Source organism: Nocardia sp. NBC_01327 (assembly GCF_035958815.1).
Lineage (GTDB): Bacteria > Actinomycetota > Actinomycetes > Mycobacteriales > Mycobacteriaceae > Nocardia.
In genome coordinates this window covers 7,752,191-7,763,909 of record NZ_CP108383.1, presented here as the reverse complement: position 1 = coordinate 7,763,909, position 11,719 = coordinate 7,752,191, and the positions used below count along the sequence as shown (strand labels likewise).

Sequence of the window (11,719 nt, the reverse complement as noted above, 5' to 3'; positions counted from 1 at the left end):
CTACAGGGCGCTGTCCGTAGACCGCTGCGAGGCGTCCGGAGTCTTCGACGTCTCCAGATCCTCGGCGCAGGCGTGCAGGATTCGGCCGAAGACGTGGGTGATGACCGGCCTGCTGATCCAGTGCGTGGCGAAGGCGGCGCCGAAGGGGATCGCCATTTCGACGGTGGTCGACCAGACCACCTTGGTGCCGGTCGGGACCGTGGTGAAGGTCATGGTTCCGATGTCGTGCCGGGCCGGGGGGAAGCTGCGGTCGACGACGTAGTCGAAGGAGCGGGGCGGGTCGTAGCGGGTGACGCGCTCGTCGAAGCGGCCGATCAGCCAGGTGTGCAGGCGGATCGCGCCGACGCCGTAGGGCGCGTCCTGGCCGGGGTGGGCCAGGGTGCAGCGCAGTACCCAGCGGGTGCGTTCGTAGTTCGTTGTTGTGGCGCACCAATCGAAGACCTGCTCGATCGGGGCGGCGATGACTCGTTCGACGGTGATTGTTTCCATACCCCTGAGACACCGCCCGCCGCGCGAGCGTGACATCCGGTCAGCTGTGGTCTGTGTCACGTCGCAGGATGCGGACGGTATCGGTGGAATGCAGTTTGTCGGGGTTGCGGACCGCGTACAGCGTCGTAATGCGGTCATCGGTCATTTCGATCATGAGGACGGAATCGAGCCGCCCGTCGGCGGCGGACCGCAACAGGACCGCGGGCAGCGCATTGAAGACGCCGAATTCGGCACGCATATCCGCCATGCTGGTCCGGGCCAGGCGAATGAGGAAGTTGGCCACCTGCGCGGCGCCGCTGATCGGGCGCAGGGCGGCATGGACCTTTCCGCCGCCGTCGGAGATCTGCACGACATCGGGCGCCAGCACATCCATCAGGGTCTGCACATCGCCGGTATTGGCGGCCCGCACGAACTGGGTGATCACCGCCCGGCTGGTATCGCTGTCGGGCTGAAACCGCTTGCGGCGGGCCCGAACATGCTCCCGCGCCCGGTGTGCGATCTGGCGCACGGTGGCATCGGATTTGCCGATCATCTCGGCGACTTCGACCAGACTGTGGCCGAACACCTCCGACAGCACGAAGACGGCCCGCTCGGTCGGACTCAGTGTCTCCAATACGAGCAGCATGGCCATCGACACCGATTCGGCAAGCAGCACATCATGACTGGCGTCGTGCTCCATGCGGATCGGTTCGGGCAGCCACGCGCCCACATAGTCCTCGCGCCGCCGCCGTAGCGACCGTAATCGGTTGAGCGACTGCCGCGTAACGATCTGCGTCAGATATCCGCGGGTATTGCCCACGGCTTCCGGATCGGTCTCCCGCCAGCGAAGATAGCTGTCCTGCAACACATCTTCGGCATCTGCCGCACTGCCGAGCATCTCGTACGCGATGGTGAACAGCAGCGGCCGCAGCTCGTCGAACGTTTCCGTATCGTCCCCCCGGCGAATCTCGCCGGCTACCCCTCGATCTTCCACGAATACCAACGTATCCGCGCCACGCGTTCCAGGCGCGGCGGACCGCCCGGCGTTTCGGCAGGCCGAGACCTACCGGCCCGGCCGAATGTCCGCAGCCGTGCGGCTCAGTCCGCGAATGAAGGTGCGCGCGGTGAACCGCACCAGCTGATCCCAGGTGTACGGGTGCAGCGTCTGCCGCACCGAGGTGAAGTGATCGGCCAGACCGGTAATGGTGGACCAGGCCAGCGGCAGCACCAGCCCGAGTTCGTCCTCGGGGACGTCGAGCTGTTCGCGGGCCAGCCTGCCCACCGTGGTGCCGAGCGTGCCCAGCAGCCGTCCCGCCGAACCCGCCAGCGCGATCGCGGCCTCCGGATCCATTCCGGATTCGCCGGCGATCAGCACCCAGATATTGAGTTCCCGCCCGAACACCTGGTACACGGGCAGATACGCGGTGGCCACGGTCGCGAACAGCTCCTCCATATCGTTGACGGATTCGCAGGCCGGTCCGATCTCGGCGGAGAGCTCGTCGAGGCGCTCGGCGTAGAGCATGGCGAACAGCGCTTCCTTGTTCGCGAAATAGGTGTAGAGCGTGGCCGTACTGATACCGGCGACCCGGGCGACATCACGCATTTGCAGTGCCGCATAACCGGCTTCGGTCAGCCGCTGCCGGCCCGCGGCCACAATGTCCCGGCGGCGGCTGTCCCGGTCACCCCACTTGGTCGCCATGCCCCGCCTTTCGAAAACACCGTTCACCATTGGACGGTTCAGAATGCTGGCGTGCCGCGGAGCTTGTCAAACCGCCGCGGCACGCAGGTCATCGGAGTCGATTCCGCAGGATCTTCCCGCTGGCATTGCGGGGGATCTCGGGAACGAATGCGAACTCCTTGGGCACCTTGTAGCGCTCCAGGCGTTGGCGGACATGGGTTTTCAGCTCATCGACGCTGGGCGGCGGAGTGTTCTCGTGCAGCACCAGGAAGGCCTTGAGAATCTGCCCGTACTCGGGATCGGGCGTGCCGATCACCACCACATCGGTGAACGCGGGATGGGCGGCGAGTGCGTTCTCGACTTCACCGGGGAAGACGTTCTCCCCGCCGGAGACGATCATGTCATCACTGCGGCCGTCGATATAGAGCCGGCCGCGCCGGTCGAAATGGCCCTTGTCGCCGGTGTCGACATGGTCGTGCACAACGGTTTTCGCCGGAACCGCCGACTGCGGATCGGGGGAGTAGCCGCTGTAGACGAACCCGCTGCGAATGAAGATCGACCCGATCTCTCCGACCGCCGCATCGGTGTGGTCGGGGCGCAGCACCCGGGCGGAGACGCCGATCGCGGGCCTGCCGAGCGTGCCCGGCGCTTCGACCAGATCGGCCGGGGTGGCGATGGAGACGATGCCGGCCTCCGTCGAGCCGTAGCCATTGATCAGAATCGGGCCGAAGGCCGTGGTGAATTCGGAGATGGTGGCCGGACTGATCGGCGACGCCCCGGTCATCACGACCCGCAGCGACGACAGATCCCCCCGCTGCTCGACCGGCAGCCGCAGCAATCGCTGCAACATCACCGGTACCGCGATGAGCGCATCGGCGCGATGGGTGCGGATATCGTAGATCATCTGCCGCACCTGGAATCGGCGGCGGCACACCACGGTCGCACCCAGGCTGATGCCGCCGAACATGGAGAGCAGGCCGAAGCCGTGGAAGAACGGCGGCCCGACCCAGATCGTATCTCCGGCCCGCAGTCGGGTGATACCCATTGCGCTGGCGCCCATTTCGAGAATCGATCGCAGATTCACCGAGCGGGGAACACCTTTGGCCAGTCCGGTGGTTCCGGAGGTGAGCAGTGTGACGCCCACGCTGCGGCGCACGCGCGGTGGACGCGGATGCCGCTCGGCGGCAAGGGAATCCAGGCTCGGCCGCGCCGTGGCCGGTTGCCCGTCGCGCCAGGCGTGGATATGCGATCCGGCGAAATCCGAGGCCGCGATCGCGTCGTCGTACTCGGAATCGGCAATGAGGATGTCCGGACCGTGCCGCCGCAGCACCGCGCTGAGCTGGGCCGGGGGCAGCTCGGTATTGACGAAGATCAGTTCACAGCCCAATTGTGCTGCGGCAGCGGTGGCTTCGATGAAGCCCCGGTGATTGCGGCACAGTATGCCCACCGACCGGGGTGCGTACACGAGGGCATGCAGTCCGGCGGCGATCGCTTCGGCCCTGGCCTGTAATTCGGCATAGGTGATCGCCCCGGCATCGTCGATGACGGCTAGGCGGGCCGGATATCGGGCGGCGGCGGTCGCGAGCAGAGTCGCCGGGGTCGGCCCGAATCGCCACAGCCCGCGCACGATTCGGGCTGTCTGGGCGGGCGTGGGTGGTCTGAGCAGACCCGAGGTGAGCAGTGCCGACAGCGCGGCCTGCCAGGGATGGGCGGCACCACGGTCATCGGACATTGCTGCGGACCTGTTCGGTATCGGGAGCGATGGCATGCACCCGCGCGAGCGATTCCCTGGTATCGCCGAGGTGGCTGTAGATGAAGCCGACCAGCACCTCGAGCGGGGTGCGCGCGATCGCGGACAGGATGGCCGACGGGTGCCCGTAGATCGGTGTCAGGGTGCGCGGTTTCCGCACCACCGCGCGGGCGAGCACGCGCGCGGCGTCCTCGGGCGTCTGGCCCGGCAGGGTTCGCATCCATCGACTGGGCGCACTCATTCGGGTGTGCATCAAACCGCCGTACACGGTGGTGAGCGTGACTCCGTCGACGCGGGCCTCCATGCCGACCGCCCGCATCCAGCAGTCGAACGCCAGCTTCGAGGACAGATAGAAGCCCCACTTCGGCACCACCGGAAACATCACCCCGACCGTGGACATGTTCACGATGTGCCCGCTGCCGCGCTCGCGCATACCGGGCAGCAGCGCGAGCGTCAGGCGCATGGGGCCGAGGTAGTTCGCGCCGGTGGTCGCCGCGAGATCCTTGGGGCGCTGGTAGGACAGGTGGATCGATCGGCGTAATGACTTGCCCGCGTTGTGAATCAGATAGTCGACATGTCCGTGGCCGGACAGGACCGACGCGGCGAATTCGGCCACCGACTGCTCACTGGTCAGATCCAGCGGGTAGATCTGTGCGATACCGCCGGCGGCGTCGATCTCCTCGGCCAGCTCGCGCAGCGCGTCCATACTGCGGGCGCCGAGCACCACGGTCGCGCCCGCCGAGGCGAACAATCGCGCGGTCGCCGCGCCGACGCCGAAGGAGGCGCCGGTGATGACAACAACCTTCCCGGCTACCTCCGACCGCAGTCGGCCGTCGCCGCGCAGACCGCGCGGACCGACGAGGTAGGCGAGCCCCCGCGCGATCGGGTAATGAACCAGTGGATGTTGCGTGGGCGGTGACGGGGGAGACGTCATCGTTGACCCTCATTCATTCGTTGGCAGCCGTGGAGCATCGTTCATTGTGAACAAGGTTCAGAATTGCCGGATGTGCCAGGGTGTGTCAACCCCCGGTGTGAAGGCCCTGCTGAACGATCAATGTGAACATTGTTCGGTCTCGGGTCGCCAAGAACGGTCGCTGGATAACCTGCGGAAGCGGCGGTTCAGGCAGATGCCGATCGGAGTGTGCAACGATCGACGTGTTCACATTGAGGAGGCGTCTTGCGCAGAACTGCTCGGGTACTGCTCGTTATGTTGGCCGTTGTGTGCGGGATGGCATCGATACTGCCTGCCGCGCTGGCCGCACCGAACGCTACGAATATCGATGACTTCACCTCGCGGAAGATCGACGAGCTGCTGGCGGCGCGCGGCGGCGGTGCGAGCAAGGGCGACCTGGTCGAGCTGCTGTCGCGGCAGTTCCTGGGTACGCCGTACACCGCGGATATGCTCATCGGCTCCGCGAACGAGCCCGAACAGCTGGTCATCGACTTCCGCGGGGTGGACTGCTTCACCTACCTCGACTATGTGGAAGCGCTCAGCCGATCCACCGACCGGGATCAGTTCGTGGCGAACCTGATCCAGACGCGGTACCGGGATGGGCAGGTCGACTTCCTGCACCGCAAACACTTCTTCAGCGATTGGGCGTACGCCCCGCGCATCGCCGCGGCCGATATCACCGGATCCCTGAGTCCCGCCGCGGTGACGGTGGCCAAGAACCTCAATGAGAAGGCCGACGGCAGCAATTACCTGCCGGGGCTGCCGGTGGTCGCCCGGGGCATCACCTACATTCCCAGCGCGGCTGTGGACGGCAATGTCATCGGACAGCTTCGCACCGGTGATTACATCGGCGCGTACGCGGATCTGCCGGGCCTGGATGTCACGCATGTGGGGATTTTCGTCGCGACTCCCGGCGGCCCGGTGTTCCGCAATGCGTCCTCGCTGTCGGCGAACAACAAGGTGGTCGATTCGTCCTTCAGCGACTATGTGCGGACGACACCGGGAATCGTCGTTTACCGCGCGCAGTAGCCCGGGCGCTCATACCGAATGCCGCAGCCGCCTCGGCATCGCGAGCTGCCACGACTGCGCCACCCGGCCGAGCCGCCGCAGCAGGCGCAGCATCGGGATGCTGAAGATCCCGGCCAGCCGGGTGTAGGGCCAGATGGCCAGCAGCAGCATGACGATCAGGCCGCGCGCCTGGTAGATGACGGGCGCGTGCACCATGACCCCGGGGTTGGGATGCAGTGCCACCAGCGACCGGCACCAGGTGAAAAGTGTTTCCGCGGTGCGATATCGGTCATTGGTGGAGTAGGGGTCGAAGGTGATCAGGACCGAGGAGAGCAGGGCGGCGACGAGCACCGGAACGGTGATGCGGTCGATCGGGGTGATCCGGGGGCGGGCCTCGGCGGCGATCAGCGGCGGGATCAGGATCAGGCCTGCGCCGACCACGGCCAGCGGAACGGCGATCATCTGCAGCGCCGAGAGGAGCAGGTGGGCATCACCGGTGGTGCGCGAATGCGGCCCGGCCAGTAGCACTTCGGCGATTCGTGCCGTGAACATTCCCGCGGCCCCGAGCCGGAAGGCCAGACTCCCGAACCGCTGCCCCCGATCGGCGCGCGGACAGTACAGGTAGCCGAGGAACCTATCGGTCCGGTAGCGCCAGATATGCCCCGCGATACACGAGGCGAGCGCGGCGCCGGGTAGGAAGACCCAAAGCACGTACATCATGGTTCGACTTCCCGGTCCTATCCGATCCCGCTGTAGTGCACCACTGTTGCACGTACACCCGTCCTCGCATAGAGGCGAACAGCGGCCACATCTCTGTCCGATAGCTGGACCGCATTCGATATCGATCGACCGCCTATGTGCCGCTGGTTTGCCGACCCGCTCGATCCGGGTCGTCAGGGGCGTGCGAAAACCTTGCCCCGGTAATCCGGGGCATTCGCCGCGACCTCGAATCTGATACGGATTCGATTGTGTAGTACCGTTTTTCGGTTTTTGCCGGATGTCATAGGGTGGCGATCATGACTCGTAAATTTCTGTGGGCCGCTGTGGCCGCTGTGGGCTTGACCCTGGCCGGCAATGGCGTGGCCGCCGCCGATTCCGGAGTTATCGAAGCCAACAATGCCGACTTCATGGTCGGCGACACCTTGTACTTCTCGGATTGGCTCGGCGTGAACAACTGCGCGATCACCGCCGACGGCAATGTCGGCTGCGATCTCAGTCCCGGCAACAAGCTGTGGGGCATTCTGCCGATCAGCGATATCGTGATCGACGGATCGTTCCTGCCGGCCCATCCGACCTTCGGCCTCGGCGGCCAGCACGGCCGCCCGGGCAGTCGCTGGCTGACCGATGTGCCCCGCCCCGACGGAAATATCTACTCCGGAACACGATTCGACTATGCGGGCGCGAGCTGCCTCGGCGGCCAGCCGCACGGCGGCGCACTCACCTGTTCCTCACACGGCCACACCTTCACCCTGGGTACATCCACAACCATCAGCTGACGCCGCCGCCGCTCTGCGCCGGTCGCTGCTATCGCGTAGATTCCGGCGCGTGAGTTTTCTGGGTGGGGCCACGGCCGGATCAATCTGACCGCCGTACCGGGTCGAATACCATCCGGAGCCGGAGGTCATGCAGCGCCGGTCCGGGGCGTCACGAGCAGTGACCGCCGGTGAGTTCGGCGGCGTTCTCGGCGAGCACCACCGCCATTTTGGACAGTGCGGCCGCGGCATCGTCGAACGTCCCCGAATCAGGTTGTGCGGCAAGGGCTACGGCGAGAGATCCGGTGCGGGTGGGAATCAGGCCGAACTGGCGGACGGTGTAGGCGCCGGTGATCTCGTCCGGACCCCAGCCGCCCTTGAACGAGGCGCCGATGAAGCCGCCCAATCCCCAACTCTGACTGGCGATAACCCGGCCCATGAGGTCCACCACGCTCGCCGTGCTGTGCAGGCACGGCAGCCGTGAGGCGAAATGCACCTGGTCGGTGAGCGGCCAGACGGTGGCGCCGAAGACCAGCGGGTCATCGGCCCAGCCCGGGGTCGCGGGGTTGTGCCGATCGGCGACATCGGTTGTGGTGTCCCCGGTTTCGCGCAGCACCCGCTCGACCGCCTCGGCGGCCTGCTCCGCGCCGCCCAGCGTTGTCCACAGCGCATGCGCGGCGTCATTGTCCGAAGTGGTGATCGCCGCCGTGAGATCGTCCTGTTGAATGTCCGGATCATTGCGCAGCGCGGCCACCGCCAGCGGTACCTTCATGGTCGACCAGGCAATGCCGGTGGTCCAATCACCGAAGGTCAGCGCACGGTCCCCGCCCACCGGCATGAGCGCCAGCCCCAGACGGCCGGGCACATGCGCCTGCAGTTCCGCGAAGCTCGCCGCCAGGCCATTGTGCACAGCAAGCCCCTCGGGCGCGCTGGCCTGCGCCGTACACGCCGCCGCGACCAAAACCGTCGATAGCCAAGCGGTATGACGGAACCCATTGCGGCGGTGCAGTTTCGAGAAGATGCGCACAAATCACTCGTATTACCACCATTCGGCGCGACGGTCGCGCGGAAGCCTCGAGCCCGTCCTCGCTATTTCACGCGCTGAGCGCTTCGAGACTCTCCAACAGCTGTCGACGCAGAGCCGGCCAGCTCGGATGAAGCTGCCCGGTGCCGGAAATCGCCGAGACCAGAACCGCGCCGCGCATGGCGGAAACGGCCAAGAGCAGGAAGTCCCGGAAGCCCGGCCGCTCGGCATAGGTGGGAAGCAGCAGCGCCGAGGCGACTTCGACGGCCGACATCGCCTGACCGAGAAGATGATTGACCCGCTGTGCGATATCCGCATCGGTGCGGGCGGCATTGAACACCTCGAACACCGCCGGGGTGATCGACAGGTTGTGGGTGTCCCACAGGCGATCGAGCAGGATGGCGGCGCGGCCGAGTTCGGTGGGCGCCTCGATCGGGGCGCCGATCTCCGATATCGCCAGCTGTTCCAGCAGACGGCTGATGGCGGCATCGACAAGATCGGCCTTTGTCGGGAAGTAGTGCTGCTGCGCACCCTGGCTGACACCGGCCCGCTCGGCGACGCTGCGCGTTGTCGTCGCGTAATAACCGACGTCGCCGAGGCTTTCGATGGTGGCATCCAGCAGGGCCGCGACGGTCGCGGCGCGGCGCTCGGCCTGGGTACGCGAAGGAGTGCTCACCGGAGCAGCATATCTTTTCCAGTCGGAAGACTTGTAAGTCGATCGACTGGTAATTAGGCTGCCGACATGAGGTCACTCGAAGGCAAAGTCGCCGTTGTCACCGGAGCGGGATCGGGCATCGGCCGCGCGCTGGCGGTCGAATTGACCCGGCGCGGCACTCGTGTCGGTATCAGCGATGTCGACGAGGTGGGCCTCGCGGCGACCGCCGAACTGTGCCGGGAGCGCGGGGCCGTACCGCACTCGCAGCGGCTGGATGTGCGTGACCGCGAAGCGATGTCGGTCTACGCCGATACGATCGTCGCGCATTTCGGCGGGGTGAACCTGGTGATCAACAATGCGGGAATCACCATCTTCGGCACCGTCCGGGAGACCCCGTTCGCCGATCTCGACAAGGTCATGGACGTCGACTTCTGGGGAGTCGTCAATGGCACGAAAGCCTTTCTGCCGCACTTGATCGCCTCCGGCGACGGGCACCTGGTCAATATCTCCAGCATCTTCGGCCTGTTCGGAGTGCCGAACCAAAGTTCCTACAATGCGGCGAAATTCGCGGTGCGCGGGTTCACCGAGGCCTTGCGCCAGGAGATGCTGATCAGCAAGCAGCCGGTCGGTGTCACGTGTGTGCATCCCGGCGGCATCAAAACCAATATCGTCAACAATGCGACTGCCAGCAATGGCGCGGCCCTGGATGGAATCCAGCAGGTCTTCGATCGATACCTGACACACACCACCCCCGAATCGGCGGCCGGCGCCATCCTGCGGGGTGTCACCGGCAATCACGGCCGAATCCTCATCGGCCTGGACGCGCACGCAATAGACCTCGTCGTCCGCATCCTCGGCCCGAACTATCAACGCCTCTTCAGTCGCGCCGCCCAATTCCTCCTGCGCCCCCTCACCGACGCCACTCCGTAAACCGCACGCGGCCCGACTCCGGGCTGTATGCGGGCGGCATCGCCGGTATTTCCCATGCTGCGGTGATTCGGGTGGTGAAATCCCGCTGGTTGGCCGGGGCTGAAGGCACAATGTCGCCATGCGCACATTTGCCCGATTGTTGCAGGTCAGCGTCGCGGGGGCCTTGGTTGTGGCGTTCAGTCATGGGGTCACGGCCGCGCCGGCTGCGGGCGCCCCGTTCGGTCCGCTGCCGTGGCCGACTGCCGAGCCGGATGGGGTGCAGGCGCCGGGGGCGGCTCTGGCCGACGGGGTGGTCGGGACGGTGCTGTGGTCGCGGCAGGCGACTACGCCGGTGCCGATCGCCAGTATCGCGAAGGTGATGACGGCACTGGTGGTGATCAATGCGGGTGATCTCGAGCGGACGATCACGGTGCCGCCGGAGGGTATTGCCTACTGCGCCAGGTATGACGGGAGCAATGCGGGGCTGGCGGCCGGGGAGGTGCTCACCACGCGACAGCTGCTCTTTGCGATGGTGCTGCCGTCGGGCTGCGACGCCGCCTACACCCTGGCCGAGGGCTATGGGCCCGGCCAGGACGGGTTCATCGCCAAGATGAACGCCACCGCGCGTGAAATGGGCATGATGGCAACAAATTTCGCCGATCCCAGCGGACTGCCGAACCCGGACGACTACTCCACCTACTCCACACCCGCGGACCTGCTGGCCCTCGGTCTGCGTGCGATGGGCCAGCCGATGTTCCGCGAGGTCGCCGGATCCCGGGACTATCACCTGCCCGCCGGTCCGGGCAATCGTGATCACGTCTGGCGGACGACGAACCTGCTGCTGCGCGACTATCCCGGCACGATCGGCATCAAGACCGGATCCACCGACGCCGCGGGAGCGTGTCTGCTGTTCGAGACGGTGCGGGCCGGAATCCCGCTGATCGGCGTGGTTCTGCACAGCTCACCGGGCAGCGGCATCGCAGCGAAGGAAGACGCCGAGCGCATGCTGAACTGGGCCTACGACCCGGTCCTGAGCGCATTGCCGATCGGCTAGCCGCGCCGATCCGCCTATCGCTCTCACTCGAGGCGAATGCCGGCATCCCGTTTCCATCCGAAGTGTTGTCGGTGGCTGTCGCTACGGTTCCCGTATGAGCGAACTCGGGAATCGTTGTGGCTGACCGTAAGTACGGTGAGCCCGCGCCGCCCACCACCAGCACCATTCGCGGTGAGGACTGGTACGGCCGGACGCTGACGGCGGAGCAGTACCGGCGGGTCGAGTTCCTCGATGTGGATATGGCCGAGATCACCACGGAGAACACGGTTTTCGACGAGTGCAGCTTCCGCGGGGTGGCGTTCAATCTGTCGGCGCACACCAATAGCGGGTTCCTGAACTGCACGTTCAGCGCCTGCTCGTTCTTCGACGCCACCTTCACCAGTTGCAAGCTCACCGGCAGCATGTTCGACGGGTGCACCTACTCGCTACTGAAGGCATCCGGCGGCGACTGGTCGTTTGCCGGACTGCCCGGCGCCGATCTGCGAGGCGCCTCGTTCCGCGAATTACGCATGCGTGAGGTCGATTTGACCGGAGCCCGCTGCCAGAAGGCGACCTTTCGCGATATCGATCTCTCCGGCGCCTGGCTGACCAAGGCGGACTTCTCCGATGCGGATCTGCGCGGCAGCGATATTTCGGCGCTGGATCCGTACAACGTGGAGGTGGCGCGCGCGGTGATCGATCCGGATCAGGCCATCACCCTCGCCTTCACCCTCGGCCTGAAAGTCCTACCGGCATAAGGGCGCCGGGTC

The 11,719-nt window shown here is 66.0% G+C and carries 13 protein-coding genes; 5 read left to right on the top strand and 8 right to left on the bottom strand.

The genetic code is table 11. The features are described from left to right. The 5 genes from OG326_RS35890 to OG326_RS35870 form a co-directional block, all read right to left on the bottom strand. Positions 1-489 (bottom strand): SRPBCC family protein, encoded by a 489-nt coding sequence (locus OG326_RS35890; protein WP_327141560.1) that lies wholly within the window; start codon positions 487-489, stop codon positions 1-3. Positions 490-529: 40 nt separating this feature from the next. Then, the gene (locus OG326_RS35885) at positions 530-1,435 is read right to left on the bottom strand and encodes an RNA polymerase sigma-70 factor (RefSeq protein ID WP_327146684.1); all 906 of its coding nucleotides are present in this window, start codon (positions 1,433-1,435) and stop codon (positions 530-532) included. A gap of 96 nt (positions 1,436-1,531) precedes the next feature. Beyond that, on the bottom strand, positions 1,532-2,167 hold the full coding sequence (locus tag OG326_RS35880) for a TetR/AcrR family transcriptional regulator (RefSeq protein WP_327141559.1): 636 nt from the start codon (positions 2,165-2,167) through the stop codon (positions 1,532-1,534). Positions 2,168-2,255: 88 nt separating this feature from the next. After that, a complete protein-coding gene (locus OG326_RS35875; RefSeq protein WP_327141558.1) occupies positions 2,256-3,878 on the bottom strand; it encodes an AMP-binding protein in 1,623 nt (540 codons plus the stop codon). Further along, positions 3,868-4,830 carry an SDR family NAD(P)-dependent oxidoreductase gene (locus OG326_RS35870; protein ID WP_327141557.1) on the bottom strand — a complete coding sequence of 321 codons (963 nt, stop codon included), beginning with the start codon at positions 4,828-4,830 and terminating at the stop codon, positions 3,868-3,870. The genes OG326_RS35875 and OG326_RS35870 overlap by 11 nt, the downstream gene beginning before the upstream one ends. A 294-nt stretch (positions 4,831-5,124) precedes the next feature. Here OG326_RS35870 and OG326_RS35865 point away from each other — a divergent pair, with 294 nt between their 5' ends. Next, a complete protein-coding gene (locus OG326_RS35865; protein WP_327141556.1) occupies positions 5,125-5,877 on the top strand; it encodes a DUF1460 domain-containing protein in 753 nt (250 codons plus the stop codon). A 9-nt stretch (positions 5,878-5,886) separates the two neighbouring features. Here OG326_RS35865 and OG326_RS35860 read toward each other — a convergent pair whose 3' ends face one another. Beyond that, entirely contained in the window at positions 5,887-6,576 is a 690-nt protein-coding gene (locus tag OG326_RS35860) for a respiratory nitrate reductase subunit gamma (RefSeq protein ID WP_327141555.1), read from the bottom strand. 296 nt (positions 6,577-6,872) lie between these two features. On the opposite strand from OG326_RS35860, the gene OG326_RS35855 reads away from it, so the two are divergent. Next, positions 6,873-7,352 (top strand): hypothetical protein, encoded by a 480-nt coding sequence (locus tag OG326_RS35855; protein ID WP_327141554.1) that lies wholly within the window; start codon positions 6,873-6,875, stop codon positions 7,350-7,352. A gap of 148 nt (positions 7,353-7,500) precedes the next feature. Here the strand turns inward: OG326_RS35855 and OG326_RS35850 are convergent, their stop codons facing one another. Continuing rightward, on the bottom strand, positions 7,501-8,355 hold the full coding sequence (locus tag OG326_RS35850) for a hypothetical protein (RefSeq protein ID WP_327141553.1): 855 nt from the start codon (positions 8,353-8,355) through the stop codon (positions 7,501-7,503). 67 nt (positions 8,356-8,422) lie between these two features. Then, positions 8,423-9,028, bottom strand: a complete 606-nt coding sequence (locus tag OG326_RS35845; RefSeq protein ID WP_327141552.1) for a TetR/AcrR family transcriptional regulator — start codon at positions 9,026-9,028, stop codon at positions 8,423-8,425. A gap of 66 nt (positions 9,029-9,094) precedes the next feature. Here OG326_RS35845 and OG326_RS35840 point away from each other — a divergent pair, with 66 nt between their 5' ends. From OG326_RS35840 to OG326_RS35830, 3 genes are all read left to right on the top strand, one after another. Continuing rightward, a complete protein-coding gene (locus tag OG326_RS35840) occupies positions 9,095-9,937 on the top strand; it encodes an SDR family NAD(P)-dependent oxidoreductase (protein WP_327141551.1) in 843 nt (280 codons plus the stop codon). 118 nt (positions 9,938-10,055) lie between these two features. Beyond that, positions 10,056-10,970 (top strand): D-alanyl-D-alanine carboxypeptidase family protein, encoded by a 915-nt coding sequence (locus OG326_RS35835; RefSeq protein WP_327141550.1) that lies wholly within the window; start codon positions 10,056-10,058, stop codon positions 10,968-10,970. Positions 10,971-11,086: 116 nt separating this feature from the next. Then, a complete protein-coding gene (locus tag OG326_RS35830) occupies positions 11,087-11,707 on the top strand; it encodes a pentapeptide repeat-containing protein (RefSeq protein WP_327141549.1) in 621 nt (206 codons plus the stop codon). The last annotated feature ends 12 nt before the right edge of the window (positions 11,708-11,719 follow it).